The organism is Pantoea sp. ICBG 985, from assembly GCF_002928365.1.
Taxonomy (GTDB): domain Bacteria; phylum Pseudomonadota; class Gammaproteobacteria; order Enterobacterales; family Enterobacteriaceae; genus Pantoea; species Pantoea dispersa.
Map to the genome: position 1 here is coordinate 602,267 of NZ_POWM01000001.1, position 21,025 is coordinate 623,291.

Consider the following 21,025-nt stretch of genomic DNA (forward strand, 5'->3'; position numbering starts at 1 on the left):
TCAGGCTTTCAGGCGTTCCGTCAGGTAGCGCTGATAATCGGGGATCTGGATGGTCACTTCGCTGGCAAACATCGGCGAATGGATAATGAAATCAGCGGTGGCGCGGTTGGTCGCCACCGGGATATTCCATACGGTGGCGAGGCGCAGCAGCGCTTTGACGTCCGGATCGTGCGGTACTGCATTGAGCGGATCCCAGAAGAAGAACAGCACATCAATTTTACCTTCAGCAATCAGCGCGCCGACCTGCTGATCGCCGCCCATCGGCCCGCTGAGCATGGCATTCACATCCAGTCCGGTGTGACGATTGATCAGGTTGCCGGTGGTGCCGGTGGCATACAGCACGTGAGGTTGCAGCGCATTTTGATTGATTTTTACCCAGTCCAGCAGCGAGGCTTTGCAGTGGTCGTGGGCAACGAGGGCGATGTGTTTCTGAACTTTCAGGGTACGAACGGTCTGCTCCATGGGGCTTCCTGTTTCGGCGCGTGCAAACGTAGTGAATGCACGAGTTTACCCCTGGCGTTCAGCTGCTATCAACTTGCGCGTAGGGTTTTCACCCAACTGATAAAACGCTGCCGCGTGGCGGCATCAACACGCTGCAGCCAGCGTTGCAGCGCGGGCATATTACTGGCGTCCTGCCATACCATATCCAGACTGAGACTGGCGTCCGGTACGCTGGCCGCCTGCAGCGCAAAGCGCGGCACGCTGGCCGCCTGCGCCGTACGGTTGTAATTGATCATCGCCTGTTCAACATTGCCGCTGCTCTCACCCGGCAACCGATCGCGAATGCTGGCTATTTCATTACCACGCTCATCAATCAGCTGAAAATTTAAAGATTTATCAAACAGGCTGCGTTCGCGGCGGTTATTCAGCGCCGGCAGGCGAATCGCTACGGAATGGGCGTCGGCAGTGAAGGTGACGATCATTAGTTCTGAGCGGAAGTGAGTGGCATCGGCGCAGGGTTTATCCACGCGAAACAGAAACTGATGCTGACCGCGCTCCAGCTCAAGGCTGTCCGCGCCTTTCAGCAGCGAACCTGAGATTTTGCGCCCATCCAGCACCAGCAGGTCGATCTGCGGATCGAGCTTCAGGGTGATGGCATGGCAGGTTGCCGATACGAGCAGCAACAGCAAACCCGTAACAGCCAGAGACAGCTTCATTTCAACTCCCGGAACAGGGGAAAAAGGGCGATGTGTAGCAAATTATTACATTATGGCAGTTAATTTACATTTTAACATATTTATTCGTGTCGCCGCGCAAACTTTTCGTGCGCTGCGCTTGCACTTTAGCGCGCAATGGCATCTACACTCAGGCGAGTGAACAAGGAGAAAAACATGAACGATCAAACGATTCGCGATGTCCTGACGCAAACCCAACGCATCGCGCTGGTCGGTGCCAGCGATCGCACTGAGCGTGCCAGCTATGGCGTAATGAAATACCTGCTCGATCAGGGTTATGACGTGGTGCCGGTGAGCCCGAAGCTGGCGGGACAGCAGTTGCTGGGCCAGACCGTGTATGGCACGCTGGCGGAGATCCCGGGCAAGATCGACATGGTGGATGTGTTCCGCAATTCCGAAGCGGCATGGGGCGTGGCGCAGGAAGCGATTGCTATCGGCGCCAAAACCTTGTGGCTGCAGCTGGGCGTGATCAATGAGCAGGCGGCGGTGCTGGCGCGTGATGCCGGGCTGACGGTGGTGATGGATCGCTGCCCGAAGATAGAAATTCCGCGGCTGGGCGTAACGCGGTAAAGACAAACGGCGACGCGGCGTCGCCGTACCCTTAATGCCGCAGGCTGGGTGCCTGCAGCTGCTGGCGGATCGAGGCGGCCAGCTCATCCATGGATGGCTGTTCCGGATGTTCGAACGAGGTTTCGCCGGCCAGCTGAATCTCAGCGATATAGGTATGCACCTGTTCGCCTTCCTCATCTTCCATCACCACGTGATACCAGGGAGCGGCACGCAGCGATTCCGTCGCGCCAACCTCATCCAGCTGCGGATCGTCCAGCGAATACTCCGGGTCGACATCCACAATCACGCCGAGCACCCCGGAGAGACGGTGCCGGACCTGCTGTCCAATTCCAAATTTACTGGCAATCATTGTGACCTCCCAAAACTTTGCCCTGCCACCGATATGGGGGCAGGGACAGCGTTTTCAAGTCACAGCACGCGACAGGCAAAGCCTTTCAGATAAAGCCCTTCAGGATAGCTGGCGATCACCGGATGGTCGGCTGCCTGACGGAACTGCTCTATAAATTGTACATCACGACCGGCATCAACAGCGGCATCGGCGATAATTTTCTGGAACAGCTCGGTGGCCATCAGCCCGGAACAGGAGAAGGTCAGCAGAATGCCGCCCGGATTCAGCAGCTGCATCGCCAGCATATTGATGTCTTTATAGCCGCGGCAGGCACCCATCAGCTGGTTTTTATTCTCAACGAATTTCGGCGGATCCATGACGATCATGTCGAACTTCTCGCCGCTGTCGCGGTAGCGACGCAGCAGTTTGAACACATCGTCACGCAGGAACTGCGCGCGTGAGACATCCAGCCCGTTAAGCGCCACGTTCTGTTTTGCTACGTCAAGGGCGTCCTGCGAGGTATCCACGCTGATCACTTCCCGGCAGCCGCCGAGCAGAGCAGAGACCGCAAAGCCGCCGGTGTAGGAGAAGCAGTTAAGCACACGGGCATTTTCTGCGTAACGACGGGTGGCAAAACGGCTGTCGCGCTGATCGAGGTAATAACCGGTCTTGTGACCGCCCTGAATATCCACCAGCAGCTGCATACCGTGCTCAGTAATCGGTAGCAGCGCAGGCGGCAGTTCACCGCTTACCGGACCCTGCGCCAGCTCCAGTCCCTCTTTCTTGCGCACCGCCACGTCAGAGCGGTCGTAGATGGCGCAGTCGGGATAGCACTGCTGCAGCGCCGAGACGAGAGCCGGGCGCTGATACTCCGCCCCGGCCGACAGCAGTTGCAGCACAAGGAAATTACCGAAGCGATCAATCGTGACGCCCGGCAGTCCATCGGACTCGCCGGCAATCAGGCGATAGCTGTCCAGCCCGTCGCGCTGCGCCAGCCAGTCGCGCCACTGCTGGGCTTTTTGCAGCGTGCGCACAAAGAAGGCGATGTCGATTGACTCATCCTGTTGCCAGCTCCAGACGCGCGCGCGAATTTGTGACTGAGGAGAGTAGGCGGCGCGGGCCAGCCATTTGCCGTTGCTGTCACAGATATCAATGGTTTCACCCGACTGGGCTTTACCTTCCATACGGGCAACGGCCCCGGAGAACACCCACGGATGGCGGCGGAGCAGGGATTTTTCACGTCCCTTAGCGAGAATCAATCGAACGGTCATGTTTGCTATGCTTACCTGAAAAAATGAGGCGCCATTTTCCGGTGGATGGCGGCAAAATGCAACGCACAAAGGGGGAGATCGCCATGGCGACGACAGGTTATAAAATCTGGGTTCACGGCAGGGTGCAGGGCGTGGGCTTCCGTTATTACACCCAGGCGCAGGCGAACGCGCTGGGCGTCACCGGCTATGCGCATAATCTGGCCGATGGCAGCGTGGAGGTGCTGGCGGCGGGAGAACCGCAGCAGGTGGAGTCACTGATTGCGTGGCTGAAGGCGGGCGGACCGCCCAGTGCCCGGGTCGATAAGGTGCTGGTGGAGCCGCATCAGCTGGCGGAGCGGCCGACGCGGTTTACTACCGGGTGATCACAGACACTTCGCCGGTTTTGGCAGGCCAGCGATTTTAGTGGCCTGTTTGGCCGGACCTTCCGGAAACAGGCGAAACAGATAGCGGCTGTTGCCTTTCTCTTCGCCATATTTTTGCGCCATGGCTTTGACCAGCATGCGCACCGCCGGCGAGGTATTAAACTGCTGATAAAAATCACGCACAAAGTGCACCACTTCCCAGTGCGCTTCACTCATCTCAATCGCTTCCTGCTGGGCGATGGCCTGCGCCAGCGCTTCACTCCAGTCGGCGCTATTTTTCAGATAGCCTTCTGCGTCAGTGGCAATCTCTTTACCGGCAAAAATCACATTATTTCCTCATATCGTCAGCGCGCTATTGTAAAGGCGGCGGCGGATAAAAAGCAAAAACCCCGCCGGAGCGGGGTTTAACGGTGCGTGCGTTACGTCTTAGTCGCGGTTGGCGAAGCCCAGCAGGCTCAGCAGGCTGACAAAGATGTTGTACAGCGAGACATACAGGCTGACGGTGGCGCGAATGTAGTTGGTTTCACCGCCCTGAATGATGTTGCTGGTTTCCCACAAAATGGCACCGGCAGAGAACAGAATAAACAGGGCGCTGATCGCCAGGTGCAGCGCGGGCAGCTGCAGGAAGATATTGGCAACCACGGCCACCAGCAGCACCACAAAGCCGGCCATCATCATGCCGCCAAGGAAAGACATGTCGCGACGCGTGGTCAGGACATAGGCGGAACAGCAGAAGAACACCAGCGCGGTGCCGCCCAGCGCCATGGCGATAACATCACCCATACCGGCGGTGAGGAACGAGCTGAGAATCGGGCCGAGGCAGTAACCAAGGAAGCCGGTAAAGGCAAACGCGGCCAGAATACCCGCCGGACTGTTCGCCAGGCGATAGGTCAGGAACATCAATCCGTAAAAGCCCACCAGCATCAGAATCAGTCCCGGCGAGGGCAGAGCGTAGACGGTGCTGAGCGTGGCGGTGACGGCGGAAAACGCCAGCGTCAGGCCAAGTAAGAAATAAGTATTGCGCAGCACTTTATGGGTGCTGAGTAGCGACTGCTGCTGTGACGAGCTAATTATTCTGTCCATCATGCGCTCCTGTTAGAGAGAGAACACCAAATATGGCCTGAGAATACGCAACGGTCAGAGGACAGAAAAGGCGTTTTACCCATCTTTACGCGATAAATTGCTGTTTCACTGAGCAGAATGACGATTAAGACGGCAAAAAAATCATTTTTGACTGTTTTTCAGGCGAACGAATCATTGGATGCTTTACATCGTTCGGGGGGATGTTTATAGTGCGCCTCATTGCGGAGGGGTGGCCGAGCGGCTTAAGGCAGCGGTCTTGAAAACCGCCGATGGGAAACCATCCGAGAGTTCGAATCTCTCCTCCTCCGCCACTTCACACTCTCGCAGTGTGAGGTGACAAAAAGATTTCAGGAGGGATGGCCGAGTGGCTTAAGGCAGCGGTCTTGAAAACCGCCGATGGGAAACCATCCCAGAGTTCGAATCTCTGTTCCTCCGCCATATAAGAGAAGCCCGCAGCGATGCGGGCTTTTCGCTTTTCTGCTTTCCATCCTTCTGAAAAACATCCTGAAGCTTTTCAATCTGCTGCCGTAACCCGACGGCCAGCGCGTTTACTGCTATAGTCGATGCACGGTTTTTGCAAACATCTGGCGATTTTCTCAGGCAAGCTGGGTTACACTGTGCGGTAATTCGCTCTTTGGCGAGCTAATCGCTTGAATGCCAGAGTGTTTCCCTGATGAATTATGGAATAGGCACAATGATCAAGAAACTGAGTCTTTGCGCGCTGTCAGTGATCGCGGCGCTGCCGATGGGTATGAGCGCTTACGCCGCGGATGGCGACATGCAACTGCAGCAGGTCCTGATGCTGAGTCGTCACAACCTGCGTGCCCCGCTGGCCAACAACGGCAGCGTGCTGGAGCAGGCGACGAAAAAAAGCTGGCCGCAATGGGATGTGCCCGGCGGTGAGCTGACCACCAAAGGCGGCGTGCTGGAAGTCTACATGGGTAACTACACCCGTCAGTGGCTGGCTCAGCAGGGGCTGGTACAGAACGGCACCTGTCCGGACAGCAGCAACATTTTTGTCTATGCCAACAGCCTGCAGCGCACCGTCGCGACGGCGCAGTATTTCGTCACCGGTGCTTTCCCGGGCTGCGATATCGCTGTCACCCATCAGGATGCGATGGGCACTATGGACCCGATCTTCAATCCGGTAATCACCGATGGCAGCGAAGCGTTTAACAAGAAAGCGCTGGCGGCGATGACCGCAGCTAATGAGAAGCTGGCGCTGAAGCCGGCCTTCCAGCGGCTGGAAAAAATCGTGGATTACAAATCAGCTCCGGCCTGTAACGGCAAGAAACAGTGCGACCTAAGCAGCGGCGACAACACCTTTAGCGCGGAAAACGGCAAAGAGCCCGGCGTCAATGGCCCGCTGAAAGTGGGTAACTCGCTGGTCGACGCCTTCACGCTGCAATATTACGAAGGTTTCCCGGCGGATCAGGTTGCCTGGGGACAAATCAAAACGCCTGAACAGTGGAAAGAGCTGGCGGCGATCAAGAATGGCTATCAGGATGCGCTGTTTACCGCGCCTGAAGTGGCGCGTGACGTTGCCGCCCCGCTGGTGGATTACATCCGCAGCCAGCTGGTCGATCAGGACAAAGCCACCGCGCCAAAAGTCACGCTGATGGTCGGACACGATTCGAATATCGCGTCATTGCTCAGCGCGCTGCAGGTTAAGCCATACGAGCTGCCGGGTAACGACGAGAAAACCCCGATTGGCGGCCAGGTGGTGTTTGAACGCTGGCACGATGCGAAGAACAATAAAGATCTGCTGAAAGTGGAGTATGTCTATCAGACGGCGGATCAGCTGCGTAATGCCGATGTGCTGAGCCTGAAGAACCCACCGAAGCGCGTTACGCTGCAGCTGGCGGGGTGTGACACTGACGCCAACGGCTACTGCAGCTGGGATCAGTTCACCAGCGCGCTGAACAACGCGCTGCAGGGTACACCGCTGCAGCCAGCCGCACCGGCACCGGCCGCACAGCCTGCTGCCGCGCCGGCAGCCAGCGATGACGCACAGGCCAAAGCGGATCAGGCCAGCGCAGATAAAGCGGCGGCTGACAAAGCCGCGGCTGATAAAGCTGCAGCGCAGAAAGCCGCTGACGCCAAAGCCGCTGAGGAAAAAGTGAAGGCGGACAAGGCCGCGGCGCAAAAAACGGCGGACGACAAAGCCAAAGCTGAGAAGGCCAGCGCTCAGAAGGCCGCAGATGAGAAGGCGAAAGCCGATGCTGCAGCGGCGCAGAAAGCGCAGGCTGAAGCAGCGCCGGCGAAGCCGGAGGCGGACGCTAAACCCGCGCAACAGCCGGCAGCAGCCAGCAACTAAAACGCCAGCAGGGTCGCCATGCACGGCGACCCTGCTGTGTTGTTACCGGCTGCGCATTGACGCGCACCGCAGTAAATCGAATAAAACCACCGTTCAGTTCCACGGTGGTTTCATGCCGCTTAACCGGCTACCACGACCAGTTTCTGGTTAGCAAACTCCTTCAGCCCGAGATCGGACAGTTCACGGCCATAGCCGGAACGCTTCACGCCGCCGAACGGCAGCTCAGCCGCAGTATCGCTCTGCGAATTGATAAACACCATGCCGGTCTCAATCTGCGAAGCCATGTTGCGCCCGCGCGCAATGTCCCGCGTCCATACGGAACCGCCCAAACCGTAGTGCGAATCGTTAGCCAGCGCCACGGCAGCACGGTCGTCCGCCACCACATACACCTGCGCCACCGGGCCGAAGAACTCCTGATAGTAAGCCGGGTTATCCGGCGTCAGGCCGGTCAGGATGGTTGGCTGGTAGTAGCAGCCGACGCCGTCGATTACGCGTCCGCCGCACTCCACGCGGGCGCCATGCGCCACCGCCTCGTCCACCTGTTTTACCAGCCGGTCACGTGCATCCTGTGACGATAGCGGCCCCAGCGTGGTTTTTTCATCTAACGGATCGCCGGGCGTAGCGGATTGCAGCGCCGCGCTAAATTTAGCCATAAAGCGTTCAGCAATCTTTTCATGCAGAATAAAGCGCTTGGCCGCGGTACATACCTGACCGCAGTTGCTGAGCCGCGCCTGCGCCCCCTGGCGCACCGCTTCATCAATGTCGGCATCGTCCAGCACCACAAACACATCGTTACCACCCAGCTCGAGCGTGGATTTTTTCAGGTGCTTACCGGCCTGCTCGGCCACCGCGCTGCCAGCGCGCTCTGAACCGGTGAGCGCCACACCCTGCACGCGCGGATCGGCAATCAGATCGGCCACCTGCTGGTTAGAGATAAACAGATTGGTCCACGCGCCCTGCGGCGCACCGGCTTCCAGCACCAGCTTTTCAAACACGTCGGCGCAGTGCGGCACAATATTGGCATGTTTCGCCAGCACCGGATTGCCCAGTGCCAGGTTCGGTGCCAGCACGCGCATCAGCTGATAATAGGGAAAATTCCACGGCTCGACGGCCACCACCACGCCAATCGGATGGTATTCGAGCCAGGCATCACCGACATCGCTGGGATAGGGCTGGGCCTGTAACAGCCTTGCCGCGTGTTCGGCATAATAGCGCGCGATGCTGGCGCAGATTTTCACTTCGCCGCGGCTCTGGCCAATCAGCTTACCCATCTCTTTGCTGGCGATGATGGCCAGCTCTTCGCTGCGCTGCTCAATCAATTCTGCCAGACGCTGCAGCACCTGCAGACGCGGCTGAATGTCGCCTTTGCTCCACGGCGAATGGTAGAGCGCATCGGCGGTGTGCAGCGCCTGCTGCGTGTAGCTGTCATCGTGTGATGGCCAGGTTTTCAGCAGCTGATTATTGGCCGGATTAATGCTTTGATAGGCTGACATAAAGGCTCCCTGACGGCTAAAAATGAGAAGGCGGGACATGCCCGCCTGTGCTTTAGATGTTTTTACGTTCGACCGGCTTATCGTCCCACGTCAGGACGTCCTGGTCGGTTTTCTCAAACGCGCGGAATAACACCTCATCGCTGCCTTGCTGGCGCCAGATCTCTTCGGCAAGCCGTTCGTCATAATTCGCCACTTCGAAAATTGCTTCAGCGATTTCCGGTGAGGTGTGACGTAAGGTCGCCCATTCGCCCACGTGGTGAGCTTTAAACTGTTCTGTTGCCATAACTCTCTCCTGTTGGGAATTTATCCTTTCAGTTTTACCGCCAGACCGGCGACGTATTGGCCCTGATAACGGGCAATTTCCAGTTCTTCCGCCGAGGGCTGGCGCGATCCATCACCGCCCGCCAGCGTGGTTGCGCCATATGGCGTACCGCCACGCACCTGCGAAATATCAAATAACTCTTTGGTGCCGTAGCCGATGGGCACAATCACCATGCCGTGATGTGCCAGGGTGGTCCACACCGAGGTGATAGTCTGCTCCTGACCGCCGCCGGTGCCGGTAGACGCAAACACGCTGGCAATCTTGCCGTACAGCGCGCCAGAGGCCCACAGGCCGCCGGTGCGGTCCCAGAAATTACGCATCTGACCGGACATATTGCCGAAGCGCGTCGGGGTGCCGACGATGATGGCATCGTACTGCGGCAGATCGTCCGGTTTGGCTTCCGCCGCCGGCTGGTTAACCTTCCCGCCGACCTGAGCAAACCGTTCGGCATCCATACTTTCCGGCACGCGCAGAATGGTGACTTCGGCACCGCTCACGCTCTTCGCACCGTCCGCCACCGCGTTAGCCATGGTTTCGATATGTCCGTACATGGAGTAATAAAGCACCAGAATTTTTGCCATCGTGTTTTCATCCTGTGGTGTAAGGAACAGAAAGAAGTATAGAAGAGGCTGCGCGCTATGCTGGTCAGCCATTGAACAGTCGCGGAGATCGCGCTGCGACTTCTGCCGCTAACCGCTTGTTTTTCAGCTGAATATCTCGCCATAAAAACGATGCTAAGAGGTTTATCTGTTGCAAAGTATGAATATGTGCCTGATTGTGCGCATCCATTGGCTATGCTTTAAGCGGGTGTGGCGAGATATTACGCACCTGACCTGACACTGTTTGCGCAGTGAAATGTCTTCACCACCTATGCTCAATACCTGGAGGAAATGATGGCTCAACATCGTGGAGGATCAGGCAACTTCGCGGAAGATCGCGAAAGGGCCGCGGAAGCGGGTCGAAAAGGCGGTAAAAACAGCGGCGGGAATTTCAGAAATGACCCGCAGCGTGCTGCCGAAGCAGGTGAAAAAGGGGGACGCAGCCGCGCGAAAAAATAGTGCGTCTGTGACGGTATCCCCGGCCGCCGGGTACGCCCGGCGGTTACAATGATTGCAATTTGCCCGGCTAATCAGCAAAAATGTGCGCCAGTCCTCTATTCTGGTGCGTTATGTCTGCTTCTATTTCCCGCCTCAGCCTGCGTATTACGCGCCAGGAGCTGGTACTTATTTTTATCACGATGGTCTGGGGTGGCACCTTTCTGGTGGTGCATCGCGCCATGGCGCACTCGGGGCCGTTCTTTTTTGTCGGGCTGCGTTTTGCTACCGCCTCGCTGCTGCTGGCCTTTTTCTTTCGCCGCTATTTGCGTCACATTACCTGGCTGGAAATCAAAGCGGGTGCGCTGATTGGCGTGGCGATTGCCGGTGGTTACGGATTGCAAACCTGGGGTATGCAAACCATTTCCAGCAGCCAGTCGGCGTTTCTGACGGCGCTTTACGTGCCGGTGGTGCCGCTGTTGCAGTGGCTGTTTCTGCGCCGGCCGCCGGGCCTGATGGCGTGGCTGGGCATTTTGCTGGCGTTCACCGGTCTGGTGCTGGTGGCGGGTCCGCAGGATGGCAGCCTGACGTTGAATGCCGGTGAGATCGCCACGCTGCTCAGCACCCTCGCCATTGCCGCCGAGATCATTCTTATCAGTCGCTACGCCGGTCAGGTCGATGTGCGCCGCGTGACGCTGGTACAGCTGCTGGTGGCTTCGGCCTGCGCCTTCGTGCTAATGCTGCCCAACGGCGAATCTTTACCCACGCTATCGGCGCCGCTGCTGTTCAGCGCGCTGGGCCTCGGCGCGGCCAGCGCGCTGATTCAGGTCACCATGAACTGGGCGCAGCGCAGCGTCTCGCCGACGCGCGCCACAGTGATTTATGCCGGCGAGCCGGTGTGGGCCGGTGTGGTCGGCCGCATTGCCGGCGAACGGTTACCGGCGGCGGCGCTGCTGGGCGGCGCACTGATTGTCTGCGGGGTGATTGTCAGTGAACTGCGCCTGCGGCGCAAAAAAGCGGTGCCGGAGCAGGCACCGCAGAAGCCTTAAGGCTGCGGGCGCGCCGCCGGCTGGGTCAGCGCGGCACCGCGTCGCTGCAGGATTGCGTTGAGGATGATGGCACCGAAGGTGGCCGTGCCGATGCCGCCGAGGGTAAAGCTGCCAATCTTCAGCGCAAAATCCCCGGCACCGAGCACCAGCGTGGTGGCCACCATAATCAGATTGCTGTTCTGGCTAAAATCGACATGGTTTTGCACCCAGATACGTGCGCCGGCCACGGCGATTAAGCCAAACACCACAATCGAGGCACCGCCAATTACCGGGCCGGGAATGGTGTGGATGAGCGCGCCGAACTTAGGCGAAAAGCCCAGCACCAGCGCAATCAGCGCCGCGGCGACAAACGCCAGCGTGGAGTAGACTTTGGTCACCGCCATCACGCCAATGTTTTCGGCATAGGTGGTGACGCCGCTGCCGCCGATGGAGCCGGACAGCATGGTTGCCAGGCCGTCGCCGACGAACGCGCGTCCCATCCACGGATCGAGATTGCGCCCGGTCATGCCCGCCACCGCTTTAATATGGCCGAGGTTCTCCGCCACCAGAATAATCGCCACCGGTGCGATCATCACGATTGCCTGCATATCAAATACCGGCGCGGTGGTGTGCGGCAGACCAAACCACGCGGCGCTGGCCACGCGGCTGAAATCCACCGGCTTGCCGAAGCCCATCACATTGGTCAGCAGAGCGTACAGCGCCCAGGCGACAATCAGTCCGACCAGAATCAGCAGCCGCTGCACCATGCCGCGGGTAAATACCGCCACCAGCCCGATGCACAGCACCGTCATCACCGCCATCCAGCTATCAAACATCGAGGCGGAGACGCTGTGCACCGCAATCGGTGCCAGATTAAGACCGATAGCCATCACTACCGCGCCGGTTACCACCGGTGGCATCAGCCGTTCAATCCAGCCGGTACCCACTTTCATCACCACCAGGCCAATCAGCGTGTAGAGCGCGCCGCAGGCAATAACGCCGCCCAGCGCCAGCGCCAGGTTGGGATTGAGCCCCTGACCGTTGAAGCCGGTAATGGCGATCACCACGCCGACAAACGCGGCGCTCGATCCGAGATAACTCGGCACGCGACCACCGGTAATGACAAAGAACAGCAGGGTGCCGATACCGGAAACCAGAATCGCCAGGTTGGGATCCAGCCCCATCAGCAGCGGCATCAGCACCGTTGCGCCAAACATTGCTACCGCATGCTGCAGGCCCAGCACGAACGTCTGCCCGAGTGGCAGGGTTTCGTCCGGGGCAATCAGCCCGTTATCGCTCATGGCTGACTTTTTCTGCCAGCGGGGGAACCAGGAACTCGCCATCGTCTTCTCCAGGGTAGTGGTCGAACCGGGCCGCACGGTGCGGCGTTAGCGGGCGTCCTGCCGTGAAAGGGCATGGTAGCGACGGTCAAACCACATCAGACCGGGCTGGGCATCATGGCGCTCCAGCGCCATCACGTTGCAAAACAGAATGTCGTGTGTCGCCACGCTGACGACCTGCGTGATGGTGCAGTCGAACGCCATCAGCGCCCCCTGCAGCAGCGGTGCGCCGCTGCGCTGCGTATGCCAGCGGGCGGCGGCGAAACGTTCGGTCATCGGGGTTTTGCCGCCAAACAGCGTCGACAATGACTCCTGCCCGGCGGCCAGCGTGTTCACGCACAGCACGCCGTTATCGCGGAAAAGAGGCCACACCGACGCGTTGCGATTGAGGCAAACCAGCAGCGTCGGCGGCGTATCACTGACGCTGCACACCGCGGTGGCGGTAAAACCGGCGCGTCCGGCGGGACCGTCGGTGGTGATGATATTGACCGCTGCGCCCAGGCCGGACATGGCATCGCGGAAAGCCTGCTGGCTCACTTCGGGCAGCAGGGGCAGTTCATGTACGCTCATCATCGGCTCCGTGATTAGCTGGCGCGGCGAGCCGGCGTGGCGGTGTCCGCCAGCCAGCGCAGCAGCAGCGCATTGAAGTTGCCGGCATCGGTCACGCTCATGGCATGGCCGCCCCACGGCATCTCAATCAGGCTGCCGTTGGGCAGCGCCTGCGCCAGCTGTGGCGAGCAGCTCCACGGCACCAGCAGGTCATCCTGACTGCATATCGCCAGCACCGGCTGGGTGATTCGCGAGGCGTGCGGACGGAAATCGGCCGATTTCAGCGCGTGCAGACGCCGCAGCAGGTTCTCCATGCCCTGGAAATGCGCCACGTGATGCACATCCTCCGCGCTGATGCGTGACTGATGGCGTGCCAGCCATTCGGCCGGATAAAGAAACAGCGGCTGCGCGCGCACAAACGCTTCAACACCAACGTTGAGCAGCAGATCCTGACGCACCTGGAAGCAGCGTTCGGTGTGGGCATCCAGCGCCAGCCAGCCGTTGATCACCACTACGCGTCCGACGCGCTGCGGATAATCAAGCGCCAGCTGCAGGCCAATCAGCCCGCCAAGCGCATGGCCCACGATGTCATACTGTTCGATGCCGTGCTCCGCCAGCGCGTCGGCCAGTTCCGCTGCCATCATCGCCATGCTGTAACCTTCCGGCAGCGTATCGGGGCTGCGACCGGTGCCGCGCTGATCGTAGGTCACCACGCGATAGTGCGGCGTCAGTGCCGCCAGCTGCGGTTGCCAGAAAGCGGCCACGCCGCCCAGCCCGGACGACAGTACCAGCGTCGGCGCGTCGGGCGCGCTTAATCCCTGAATGTCCAGATGCATTACGCCTCCTGCCGGCCAATGTGTGCCACGCTGGCGATTTCGATCAGCGCATCGGGTTTCACCAGACCGCACTGAATACAGAAGCGCGCCGGTTTGTCGCCGGGGAAATAGTCGGCATACACCTGGTTTACCGCCGCGTAGTTGCTCCAGTCGGTGATGAAAATCGAGTTGAAAGTGACGTCCTGCAGGCTGCCACCGGCGGTCTCGATCACTTTTTTGATGGTCTCCAGCACGTGGCGGGTTTGCGCCGCCGCATCCCCGACGTGCACCACGTTGTTGTCGGCATCGAACGGCAGCGTACCGGAAACGTACACCACGCCATCGGCTAAGGTGCCGGGTACAAACGGAGCGATCGGCGTCGTGGTGCCGGGAGGAATAATCACTGTTTTAGGCATGACTCAGAGTCCTTATTATTAAGCGTGCAGGTGAAACGGCGGTTATGACTTCAGCGCCTCGCAGAAGGTGTCGGTATCGCTGACCCAGCCAAAAAAGGTTTCAATGTTGAACAGCGCCGCCTGCTGAGCAAACGACGGTCCGGCCTGATGGGTGGCATCGGCCAGCACCACGCCGAAATACTCGAGGAAAAAGCCGTCGCGCAGCGTCGATTCCACGCAGACGTTGGTGGCAATGCCGGTAAACACCAGATGACGAATACCGCGGCTGCGCAGCATGCTGTCGAGCGGCGTGTTGAAAAAGCCGCTGTAGCGCGGTTTGGGCAGCACGATATCGCCGGCTTGCGGCACCAGCTCATCCACCAGCGCATAATCCCAGCCGCCTTTTGCCAGCAGCGTGCCGTGCAGCTCCGGCCGCTGGCGCATGGTTTTCAGCGCGTTGGATTTATGGAAATTGGGCGAACCGGCGTCACCGGCTTCGACATACTGATTATCCCAGCCGTTCTGGAACCAGATGATCTGCATCCCTGCCGCGCGGGCGGCGGTGACCGCCTGATGAATCCGGGCGATAACCGGCTGAGTGGTGGAGACATCAAACCCGGCCAGATCAAGATAGCCTCCCTGGCTGGCGTAGGCGTTCTGCATATCCACCACAATGAGCGCGCTTTGCGCCGGCGGCAGGGCGATGGCTTCCGGGCGCGCCGGCAGAGTCACTGCAGGCTGGCTGCTGCTGTGGGCACAAACGACGGTATTCATTATGCAACCTCCTTGTGGGCGTCAATCAGCGCGCGGCGGCACGCCATCAGCGGCTGGATACGTTCACCAAAATCTTCAATGCCCTGCAGGAAATCATCAAAGGTCAGCAGCACGCCTTCGGTGCCTTCCACCAGCGCCACTTCATCCAGCATGCGTGCCACGCTGGCATAAGAACCGACCAGCGTGCCCATATTGATGTTGACGGCAGAGGTCGGATCGGCCATCTGGCGCACATTGGTGTCGCTGCCGGATTTGGTGTCCTGCTGGCTCTGCGTGGTGAGCCAGGCGAGGGCTTCCTCGTCAGCACCGGCTTTGTAGTGTTCCCATTTGGCGCGCGCGGCTTCGTCGCTTTCGGCGGCGATAATCATAAACAGCACGTAGGAACCGACGTCGCGCCCGGTTTTGTCCGCGGCCTGTTTCATGCGTGCGGCAGTGGGTGCAAAGGCGGTCGGGGTATTGACGCCCTTGCCGAAGCAGAAGTTGTAATCAGCGTATTGCGCCGAAAAGGCCATGCCGGCATCACTTTGACCGGCGCAAATCACCTTCATCGGCTTCTGCGGCTGCGGACTGACGCGACAGTCGTTCATGGTGAAGAACTCACCTTTGAAGTCGCTCTGGCCAGTGCCCCACAGGTCGCGCAGCACCGTGACATACTCCGTGAGGTAGTTGTAGCGGCTGGCAAAATATTCATCGCCCGGCCACAGCCCCATCTGCTCATACTCCGGCTTCTGCCAGCCGGTCACCAGATTGACGCCGAAGCGGCCGCCGGAGATGGAGTCGATGGTGGCGGCCATGCGCGCCACGATGGCGGGCGGCAGCGTCAGGGTGGCGGCGGTGGCGTAGATTTCAATGCGTGAGGTCACCGCGGCCAGCCCGGCCATCAGGGTGAAGGACTCCAGGTTGTGGTCCCAGAATTCGGTTTTGCCGCCGAAGCCGCGCAGCTTAATCATCGATAGGGCAAAGTCGAAGTGATAGTGCTCAGCCTTGAGCACAATCGCTTTGTTGAGCTCAAAGGTCGGCTTGTATTGCGGGGCATGCGTGGAGATGAGCCAGCCATTGTTGCCAATCGGAACGAAAACGCCAATTTTCATGTGAAACCTCTCTGCATTGAACATGGATTGCTTCACGCGCTGCGTTGCTTCCTGCACGCATCCTGCGGGCGGCGCTCGATCACAAAATTGCAAAGCCTGTGCCACAATTTTAAAAGTGATACATAACAATCAGTTAAAATTGGCGACGTAATGAATCCTGAGTGACTGGTCCAAAACAGACCATCTGGTCAAAACAAATTGCACGTTTTTCATGCGTCATCTGAGCGAAAAAGGTGCAGGGCACAGCATTAGGCAGGAAACAGGGCGTTTGTTATGATGCGATTTCGCAGGATGGAAGAGGTAACAGTGTGAAAAGCGATGAAAAAAAGCCAGGACGCCGATCGCGGGCCGTTGCGGCGAAACGGGCAGCTATTCTGGAAGCGGCATTGGCCTTCTTCTCGCAGTTTGGCATTCACGGCACCAGTCTGGATAAAGTGGCTGAGCGCGCGGACGTCTCAAAAACCAACCTGCTTTACTACTATCCGTCAAAAGAAGTGCTGTATGTGGCGGTACTGAAAGAGATTCTTGATGTGTGGCTGGCGCCGCTGCGTGCGCTGCGTCATGACCAGGATCCGCTGGTGGCCATCCGCAACTATATTCGTCTCAAGCTGGAAGTGTCGCGTGACCACCCGCAGGCATCGCGTCTGTTCTGTCTGGAGATGCTGCAGGGCGCGCCGCTGCTGAAGGGCGAGCTGGCGGGGGATTTAAAAGCGCTGGTGGATGACAAAGCGGCGATTATCGAACAGTGGATCGCCGAAGGGCGTATTGCCGGCGTGCAGCCGCAGCATCTGTTCTTTCTGCTGTGGGCGACCACGCAGCACTACGCTGATTTCGCGTCCCAGGTGGAAGCCATCACCGGCCAGACGCTAAACGATGCGGAATTTTTTGCCCAGACGCTGGATAACGTTCAGCGCATGATCATTGAAGGGATCCGCGTGCGCTGATCCCCGTGGCTGACCAGGAGAGTGCATGGATTCGCTATCACAACTAACGCTGGGCGCGGCGGTGACCGTGGCCGTAATGGGCAAACGCGTGCCGCTGTGGCAGGCGGCGCTGGCGGGGGCGGTCGCGGGCACGCTGCCGGACCTCGACGTGTTTATCGACCACGGAGATGCCATTCGCAACATGACGCTGCACCGCACCGAGAGCCACGCGCTGCTGTGGCTGACGCTGGTGGCACCGTTGCCCGGCTGGCTGGTGGCTGGCGCGACGCGCAGCCGGCAGCACTGGCGCGCCTGGTGCCTCGCCATCTGGCTGGCACTGATCACGCATCCGCTGCTGGACCTGACCACGGTGTACGGCACGCAACTCGGGCTGCCGCTGACCGATTCCCCGTTCGCCATCGGCAGCATGTTCATCATCGATCCGCTCTACACGCTGCCGCTGCTGATCGCCCTGATCGTCGCACTGTGGCGGCGGGATGCGTGCGGGCTGCGCTGGAATCAGGCCGGATTGCTCATCAGCACGCTATACCTCGGCTGGAGTATGGTGGCGCAGAGTGTTGCTACCCGGCATATTGAGCACCAGCTGACGCAGCAGGCCGTGCAGCCCCAGCAACTGCTGGTGACGCCCACCGCGTTCAACACGCTGGTGTGGCGCACGGTAATTATCACGCCGCAGCGCTACGGGGAAGCCTGGTGGTCGCTGCTGTCGCCCGATCGTCCCTTACAGATCCGCTGGTACGATCGCCATCCCGCGCTTTTTGCCCCGTTTAAAGGCCAGTGGCACGCCGAACGCGTTGCGTGGTTCAGCCATGGATTTTATGCCATGCGCCAGCAGGGCAATGACACGCTGATCGTGGATTTGCGCATGGGGGAAGAGCCGGATTACACCTTTACCTTTAATCTCGGTTCCGCCGCAGCGCCGGCAGCAGCACCACAGCGGGAAGATTCGCTGCGGCCGTCGCTGGCGCAGGCGTGGCACAAATTCACAGAGCGCTTATAACGAAAAAGGCCCGGATAACCGGGCCTGTTCGTTTAGGTGGATCAGGCTTTACGCCGGCGTAGCAGCCAGCCCATGGTCAGCACCACAAACCACAGTGGCGTCACCATCAGCGCCTGGCGGGTATCTTCCTGCAGCGTCAGCAGCACCAGCACAAAGGCAAAGAAAGCCATGCACACCCAGCACATCAGCTTGCCGAGTGGCATTTTGAAGCGTGACGCCGCATGCCGCTGCGGATGCTGTTTGCGGTAGGCCAGATAGCTGCACAGGATAATGGTCCAGACAAACATAAACAGAATCGCCGAGACCGTGGTCACCATGGTGAAGACCGTCATCACATCCGGAATCAGATAGATCAACGCCACGCCAGCCAGCAGACACAGGCAGGAGAAGAACAGGCCGGTGGTTGGCACCGCGCGCGCCGAGAGGCGGCCAAACGCTTTATGCGCCACGCCCTGTTCCGCCAGGCCATACAGCATGCGGCTGGTGGAGAAGATGCCGCTGTTGGCTGAGGAGGCTGCGGAGGTCAGCACCACAAAGTTAACGATGCTGGCAGCGGCCGGCAGGCCAATCAGCACAAACATTTCAACGAACGGACTGCGATCCGGCATGACCTGGTTCCACGGCGTCACCGCCATGATCACCAGCAGCGCCAGCACGTAGAACATGATGATGCGCAGCGGGATCGCGTTGATGGCGCGCGGCAGAACTTTATGCGGATCTTTGGTCTCCGCCGCCGCCGTGCCCACCAGTTCAATGCCGACAAAGGCAAACACCGCAATCTGGAAGCCGGCAAAGAAACCGCTCAGCCCTTTCGGGAACATGCCGCCGTGATCCCAGATATTGCTCAGCGCCGCGTGGCTCCCGTTCGGCGAAGGGTAGTGCAGGCTGACCAGCACAATCCCGGTGATGATTAACGCCACGATGGCGACAATTTTGATAATGGCGAACCAGAACTCCATCTCGCCAAACAGTTTTACCGTGGCGATGTTCAGGGCAAGGAAAACAAACACGCACAGCAGCGCGCTCATCCAGATCGAGAAGTCCGGGAACCACAGCTGGAAATAAGCGCTGATCGCCACCACGTCGGCGATGCCGGTCACCACCCAGCAGAACCAGTAAGTCCAGCCGGTGAAATAACCGGCCCACGGCCCGAGCAGGTCGGCGGCAAAGTCGCTGAAGGATTTGTACTCAAGGTTGGAGAGCAGCAGCTCACCCATGGCGCGCATCACAAAGAACAGCATAAAACCGATGATCATATAGACGAAGATGATCGACGGACCCGCCAGGCTGATGGTTTTACCGGAGCCCATGAACAGACCGGTGCCAATGGCACCGCCGATAGCGATAAGCTGGATGTGACGGTTATGCAGGTTGCGCCGGAGTTTTTCCGGCTGTTCGGCCTCAATGGGCGCCGCTTTAGATTGATCAACCATAAAAATATCTTTCCTGTCTTGATGTTGTGTCAGCTCTGCTGGCTGTTGAATAACGTGCTTTTGCACAGGGCAAGAGGGCATAAGATAGAGGAAAGGCGGCCACTCTCGGTAATGGTTTTTAAACCTTTGTACCCTTTTGCGTGCTTTACCGTGTCAGTAAATATTTACATGGCGCGCCGTGCCGTCATTTTGCGTAAATGTTCTGCAAATGAGCCGCTTGCACCCCGCAGCGCTGCGCAGGGTTCTACACTTGTCATTTCGATGAACCCGGAAAAAGTGAGGCAGCGTGCGCGCTTTGCTCGCGATAGTGCTGCTGGCCCTGTGCGGCTGGTGGAGTTTACCCTGGCTGAAAACGCATCTGCCGCCACAGTGGAATCCGTTTATACCGCTCCAGGTTACCGATCCGCCGGGCTGGATGACGCGCTACAAGCTGCAGCGGCTGAGCAGCGATCCGGCCGCGTGTCTGGCGGTGATGCGCGCGGCCAGCGCGCAGGGCAGAGTCAGTTTCCGTGAGGTGCCGCCGCTGCAGGGCGATTGTCCGATTGATCAACCGCTGCGCATCAGCCGCTTCGGTGAGGTCACGCTGAGCAGCAGTTTTCTTGCCAGCTGTCCGATGGCGGTAGCCAGCACGCTGTATGTCACACGCAGCAATGCGGCGCTGCAGCAGGCCGGCATTACCTCGCCGCTGCGCCGCATCGCGCATGTTGGCAGTTACGCCTGCCGCAATATTTATCACCGCCAGGAAGGACGCCGCAGTGAACATGCGACGGCGGAGGCGTGGGACATCACGGGCTTTCAGCTGGCGGACGGGCGCTGGCTGCAGGTAGGCAAAAACTGGCAGCAACCGCCGCAGGCCGCTGCCGGTTTGCACGCGTTATGGCGCAACGGCTGTGCCAGCTTCGGTAATGCGCTGGGGCCGGATTACAATGCGGCGCATGCCAGCCATTTCCACCTTGGCATGCGCGGCGCAGGCTTTTGTCGCTAAACTACACCGCCGGGTTTAATCCGCGTTTGATGAGGAAATGATTTGCCGGCCAGGAGAAAATAAATCCGGTGAGCATCGCCAGCTGTAACATAAACCAGAAGGCGCTGAGCAGGGGATTGAGCTGTTGATTAAGCACATATTTTAGGGCCAGCGTCATAAAGATAAAGATTCCCGTTTGATAAATCAGCAGCGGAAAGGTTTCTGTTTTCAGCGCTAATAATAACGTACGGACAATAGAAAGTTGTTCCCGCTGGCGAATGGCCAGAAACTGAAAAAATAATCCCGCCAGTAACGAAATTATCACGCAAATAACCGCCTGTAACCACAGCGCGGGGCTAATTGCAAAATGCTTGAGCAGAGTGACTATTGGCAGGGTGATGATGTCGCCGAATATACAGGCGGCGGCAGAGAGCGAGGTGGAAATAAAAATGGTTTGCCAGCTGGCATAACCGGTTAATCCGGATGGCAGCAGCAGCGCCAGTTTTCGCTGACGTGACGGTTTACGCCCGAGATACCACCATGCCAGCCAGCCGAAAAACGGCATGTACAGCCCGGTGAGCGGCCAGATGATATTCATGACCGCCAGCGGATGCGGGTGACGCAACAGATCTTTAGCAATCATCAGGGCGGTACACACGCCCACGACCAGAAAGGGTAATGCCAGCTGGTTTAACATAGTCAGTCCCACTCAGTTTGCTGAAATCGCGCCAGCCTGC

The 21,025-nt window shown here is 58.9% G+C and carries 25 protein-coding genes and 2 tRNA genes; 10 read left to right on the top strand and 17 right to left on the bottom strand.

Translation table 11 applies throughout. The features are described from left to right. On the bottom strand, window positions 1-462 hold the full coding sequence (locus C1Y42_RS02905; RefSeq protein ID WP_021508301.1) for a methylglyoxal synthase: 462 nt from the start codon (window positions 460-462) through the stop codon (window positions 1-3). Window positions 463-530: 68 nt separating this feature from the next. After that, a complete protein-coding gene (locus tag C1Y42_RS02910; protein ID WP_104092785.1) occupies window positions 531-1,157 on the bottom strand; it encodes a DUF2057 family protein in 627 nt (208 codons plus the stop codon). Window positions 1,158-1,331: 174 nt separating this feature from the next. On the opposite strand from C1Y42_RS02910, the gene C1Y42_RS02915 reads away from it, so the two are divergent. Next, on the top strand, window positions 1,332-1,745 hold the full coding sequence (locus C1Y42_RS02915; RefSeq protein ID WP_058769578.1) for a CoA-binding protein: 414 nt from the start codon (window positions 1,332-1,334) through the stop codon (window positions 1,743-1,745). A gap of 31 nt (window positions 1,746-1,776) precedes the next feature. Here C1Y42_RS02915 and hspQ read toward each other — a convergent pair whose 3' ends face one another. Further along, window positions 1,777-2,094 (bottom strand): heat shock protein HspQ, encoded by a 318-nt coding sequence (gene hspQ, locus C1Y42_RS02920; protein WP_021508298.1) that lies wholly within the window; start codon window positions 2,092-2,094, stop codon window positions 1,777-1,779. Window positions 2,095-2,153: 59 nt separating this feature from the next. Continuing rightward, on the bottom strand, window positions 2,154-3,344 hold the full coding sequence (gene rlmI, locus C1Y42_RS02925) for a 23S rRNA (cytosine(1962)-C(5))-methyltransferase RlmI (protein ID WP_031279846.1): 1,191 nt from the start codon (window positions 3,342-3,344) through the stop codon (window positions 2,154-2,156). An 83-nt stretch (window positions 3,345-3,427) separates the two neighbouring features. Between rlmI and yccX the strand changes: the two genes are divergently transcribed. Further along, entirely contained in the window at window positions 3,428-3,706 is a 279-nt protein-coding gene (gene yccX, locus C1Y42_RS02930) for an acylphosphatase (RefSeq protein WP_058775394.1), read from the top strand. Here yccX and tusE read toward each other — a convergent pair whose 3' ends face one another. Together tusE and yccA are read right to left on the bottom strand one after the other, a co-directional pair. Continuing rightward, on the bottom strand, window positions 3,707-4,033 hold the full coding sequence (tusE, locus tag C1Y42_RS02935) for a sulfurtransferase TusE (RefSeq protein ID WP_010616552.1): 327 nt from the start codon (window positions 4,031-4,033) through the stop codon (window positions 3,707-3,709). Between the two features lie 99 nt (window positions 4,034-4,132). After that, the gene (gene yccA, locus C1Y42_RS02940; RefSeq protein WP_021508295.1) at window positions 4,133-4,789 is read right to left on the bottom strand and encodes an FtsH protease modulator YccA; all 657 of its coding nucleotides are present in this window, start codon (window positions 4,787-4,789) and stop codon (window positions 4,133-4,135) included. A 223-nt stretch (window positions 4,790-5,012) separates the two neighbouring features. On the opposite strand from yccA, the gene C1Y42_RS02945 reads away from it, so the two are divergent. The 3 genes from C1Y42_RS02945 (at window position 5,013) to agp (ending at window position 7,106) form a co-directional block, all read left to right on the top strand. Further along, window positions 5,013-5,100, top strand: a tRNA-Ser gene (locus C1Y42_RS02945). 39 nt (window positions 5,101-5,139) lie between these two features. Beyond that, window positions 5,140-5,227, top strand: a tRNA-Ser gene (locus C1Y42_RS02950). Window positions 5,228-5,483: 256 nt separating this feature from the next. Continuing rightward, on the top strand, window positions 5,484-7,106 hold the full coding sequence (agp, locus tag C1Y42_RS02955; protein WP_182688959.1) for a bifunctional glucose-1-phosphatase/inositol phosphatase: 1,623 nt from the start codon (window positions 5,484-5,486) through the stop codon (window positions 7,104-7,106). A gap of 119 nt (window positions 7,107-7,225) precedes the next feature. Here the strand turns inward: agp and C1Y42_RS02960 are convergent, their stop codons facing one another. Genes C1Y42_RS02960 through wrbA form a run of 3 tightly spaced genes read right to left on the bottom strand, consistent with a single transcriptional unit; the run spans window position 7,226 to window position 9,502 of the window. Then, window positions 7,226-8,599 carry an NAD-dependent succinate-semialdehyde dehydrogenase gene (locus tag C1Y42_RS02960; protein WP_104092787.1) on the bottom strand — a complete coding sequence of 458 codons (1,374 nt, stop codon included), beginning with the start codon at window positions 8,597-8,599 and terminating at the stop codon, window positions 7,226-7,228. 52 nt (window positions 8,600-8,651) lie between these two features. Next, window positions 8,652-8,882, bottom strand: a complete 231-nt coding sequence (locus tag C1Y42_RS02965) for a YccJ family protein (protein ID WP_021508292.1) — start codon at window positions 8,880-8,882, stop codon at window positions 8,652-8,654. A 20-nt stretch (window positions 8,883-8,902) separates the two neighbouring features. Next, window positions 8,903-9,502 (bottom strand): NAD(P)H:quinone oxidoreductase, encoded by a 600-nt coding sequence (gene wrbA, locus C1Y42_RS02970; RefSeq protein WP_021508291.1) that lies wholly within the window; start codon window positions 9,500-9,502, stop codon window positions 8,903-8,905. 312 nt (window positions 9,503-9,814) lie between these two features. Between wrbA and C1Y42_RS02975 the strand changes: the two genes are divergently transcribed. Continuing rightward, a complete protein-coding gene (locus tag C1Y42_RS02975; RefSeq protein WP_010616548.1) occupies window positions 9,815-9,979 on the top strand; it encodes a general stress protein in 165 nt (54 codons plus the stop codon). A 110-nt stretch (window positions 9,980-10,089) separates the two neighbouring features. Then, the gene (locus C1Y42_RS02980; protein ID WP_104092788.1) at window positions 10,090-11,004 is read left to right on the top strand and encodes a DMT family transporter; all 915 of its coding nucleotides are present in this window, start codon (window positions 10,090-10,092) and stop codon (window positions 11,002-11,004) included. On the opposite strand, the gene rutG is transcribed toward C1Y42_RS02980, so the two are convergent. Genes rutG through rutA form a run of 6 tightly spaced genes read right to left on the bottom strand, consistent with a single transcriptional unit; the run spans window position 11,001 to window position 15,947 of the window. Beyond that, window positions 11,001-12,326, bottom strand: coding sequence for a pyrimidine utilization transport protein G (gene rutG / locus C1Y42_RS02985; protein ID WP_021508289.1), 1,326 nt, complete (start codon window positions 12,324-12,326; stop codon window positions 11,001-11,003). The genes C1Y42_RS02980 and rutG overlap by 4 nt on opposite strands. Window positions 12,327-12,371: 45 nt before the next feature. Next, complete coding sequence (gene rutF / locus C1Y42_RS02990) at window positions 12,372-12,893, bottom strand: NADH-dependent FMN reductase RutF (protein ID WP_058769583.1); 522 nt, start codon at window positions 12,891-12,893, stop codon at window positions 12,372-12,374. Between the two features lie 14 nt (window positions 12,894-12,907). Then, on the bottom strand, window positions 12,908-13,708 hold the full coding sequence (gene rutD, locus C1Y42_RS02995) for a pyrimidine utilization protein D (RefSeq protein WP_104092789.1): 801 nt from the start codon (window positions 13,706-13,708) through the stop codon (window positions 12,908-12,910). Continuing rightward, window positions 13,708-14,103 (bottom strand): pyrimidine utilization protein C, encoded by a 396-nt coding sequence (gene rutC, locus C1Y42_RS03000; RefSeq protein ID WP_021508286.1) that lies wholly within the window; start codon window positions 14,101-14,103, stop codon window positions 13,708-13,710. Before rutC ends, rutD begins: the two co-directional genes overlap by 1 nt. Before the next feature lie 42 nt (window positions 14,104-14,145). Then, on the bottom strand, window positions 14,146-14,856 hold the full coding sequence (gene rutB / locus C1Y42_RS03005; protein ID WP_104092790.1) for a pyrimidine utilization protein B: 711 nt from the start codon (window positions 14,854-14,856) through the stop codon (window positions 14,146-14,148). Next, window positions 14,856-15,947, bottom strand: a complete 1,092-nt coding sequence (gene rutA, locus C1Y42_RS03010) for a pyrimidine utilization protein A (RefSeq protein ID WP_058759710.1) — start codon at window positions 15,945-15,947, stop codon at window positions 14,856-14,858. The genes rutB and rutA overlap by 1 nt, the downstream gene beginning before the upstream one ends. 308 nt (window positions 15,948-16,255) lie before the next feature. On the opposite strand from rutA, the gene rutR reads away from it, so the two are divergent. Then, entirely contained in the window at window positions 16,256-16,891 is a 636-nt protein-coding gene (rutR, locus tag C1Y42_RS03015) for an HTH-type transcriptional regulator RutR (RefSeq protein WP_031279844.1), read from the top strand. Window positions 16,892-16,916: 25 nt separating this feature from the next. Beyond that, complete coding sequence (locus C1Y42_RS03020; protein WP_104092791.1) at window positions 16,917-17,891, top strand: metal-dependent hydrolase; 975 nt, start codon at window positions 16,917-16,919, stop codon at window positions 17,889-17,891. A gap of 41 nt (window positions 17,892-17,932) precedes the next feature. On the opposite strand, the gene cycA is transcribed toward C1Y42_RS03020, so the two are convergent. Continuing rightward, a complete protein-coding gene (gene cycA / locus C1Y42_RS03025; protein WP_021508281.1) occupies window positions 17,933-19,324 on the bottom strand; it encodes a D-serine/D-alanine/glycine transporter in 1,392 nt (463 codons plus the stop codon). A gap of 286 nt (window positions 19,325-19,610) precedes the next feature. Here cycA and C1Y42_RS03030 point away from each other — a divergent pair, with 286 nt between their 5' ends. After that, complete coding sequence (locus C1Y42_RS03030) at window positions 19,611-20,309, top strand: extensin family protein (protein WP_058769587.1); 699 nt, start codon at window positions 19,611-19,613, stop codon at window positions 20,307-20,309. A 1-nt stretch (window position 20,310) separates the two neighbouring features. Here C1Y42_RS03030 and C1Y42_RS03035 read toward each other — a convergent pair whose 3' ends face one another. Continuing rightward, on the bottom strand, window positions 20,311-20,985 hold the full coding sequence (locus C1Y42_RS03035) for a DUF4396 domain-containing protein (protein ID WP_021508279.1): 675 nt from the start codon (window positions 20,983-20,985) through the stop codon (window positions 20,311-20,313). Window positions 20,986-21,025: the final 40 nt, after the last annotated feature.

What these genes read in the sequence shown, in the direction of transcription:
- agp (WP_182688959.1), top strand. Translation starts at nt 5,484, where the DNA reads ATGATCAAGAAACTGAGTCTTTGCGCGCTGTCAGTGATCGCGGCGCTG.
- C1Y42_RS02980 (WP_104092788.1), top strand. Translation starts at nt 10,090, where the DNA reads ATGTCTGCTTCTATTTCCCGCCTCAGCCTGCGTATTACGCGCCAGGAG.
- rutG (WP_021508289.1), bottom strand. Translation starts at nt 12,326, where the DNA reads ATGGCGAGTTCCTGGTTCCCCCGCTGGCAGAAAAAGTCAGCCATGAGC.
- yccA (WP_021508295.1), bottom strand. Translation starts at nt 4,789, where the DNA reads ATGGACAGAATAATTAGCTCGTCACAGCAGCAGTCGCTACTCAGCACC.
- C1Y42_RS02965 (WP_021508292.1), bottom strand. Translation starts at nt 8,882, where the DNA reads ATGGCAACAGAACAGTTTAAAGCTCACCACGTGGGCGAATGGGCGACC.
- rutD (WP_104092789.1), bottom strand. Translation starts at nt 13,708, where the DNA reads ATGCATCTGGACATTCAGGGATTAAGCGCGCCCGACGCGCCGACGCTG.
- C1Y42_RS02960 (WP_104092787.1), bottom strand. Translation starts at nt 8,599, where the DNA reads ATGTCAGCCTATCAAAGCATTAATCCGGCCAATAATCAGCTGCTGAAA.
- C1Y42_RS02910 (WP_104092785.1), bottom strand. Translation starts at nt 1,157, where the DNA reads ATGAAGCTGTCTCTGGCTGTTACGGGTTTGCTGTTGCTGCTCGTATCG.
- rutB (WP_104092790.1), bottom strand. Translation starts at nt 14,856, where the DNA reads ATGAATACCGTCGTTTGTGCCCACAGCAGCAGCCAGCCTGCAGTGACT.
- yccX (WP_058775394.1), top strand. Translation starts at nt 3,428, where the DNA reads ATGGCGACGACAGGTTATAAAATCTGGGTTCACGGCAGGGTGCAGGGC.
- hspQ (WP_021508298.1), bottom strand. Translation starts at nt 2,094, where the DNA reads ATGATTGCCAGTAAATTTGGAATTGGACAGCAGGTCCGGCACCGTCTC.
- C1Y42_RS02915 (WP_058769578.1), top strand. Translation starts at nt 1,332, where the DNA reads ATGAACGATCAAACGATTCGCGATGTCCTGACGCAAACCCAACGCATC.
- rutF (WP_058769583.1), bottom strand. Translation starts at nt 12,893, where the DNA reads ATGAGCGTACATGAACTGCCCCTGCTGCCCGAAGTGAGCCAGCAGGCT.
- C1Y42_RS02905 (WP_021508301.1), bottom strand. Translation starts at nt 462, where the DNA reads ATGGAGCAGACCGTTCGTACCCTGAAAGTTCAGAAACACATCGCCCTC.
- C1Y42_RS03035 (WP_021508279.1), bottom strand. Translation starts at nt 20,985, where the DNA reads ATGTTAAACCAGCTGGCATTACCCTTTCTGGTCGTGGGCGTGTGTACC.
- rutC (WP_021508286.1), bottom strand. Translation starts at nt 14,103, where the DNA reads ATGCCTAAAACAGTGATTATTCCTCCCGGCACCACGACGCCGATCGCT.
- cycA (WP_021508281.1), bottom strand. Translation starts at nt 19,324, where the DNA reads ATGGTTGATCAATCTAAAGCGGCGCCCATTGAGGCCGAACAGCCGGAA.
- C1Y42_RS02975 (WP_010616548.1), top strand. Translation starts at nt 9,815, where the DNA reads ATGGCTCAACATCGTGGAGGATCAGGCAACTTCGCGGAAGATCGCGAA.
- rlmI (WP_031279846.1), bottom strand. Translation starts at nt 3,344, where the DNA reads ATGACCGTTCGATTGATTCTCGCTAAGGGACGTGAAAAATCCCTGCTC.
- wrbA (WP_021508291.1), bottom strand. Translation starts at nt 9,502, where the DNA reads ATGGCAAAAATTCTGGTGCTTTATTACTCCATGTACGGACATATCGAA.
- rutA (WP_058759710.1), bottom strand. Translation starts at nt 15,947, where the DNA reads ATGAAAATTGGCGTTTTCGTTCCGATTGGCAACAATGGCTGGCTCATC.
- C1Y42_RS03020 (WP_104092791.1), top strand. Translation starts at nt 16,917, where the DNA reads ATGGATTCGCTATCACAACTAACGCTGGGCGCGGCGGTGACCGTGGCC.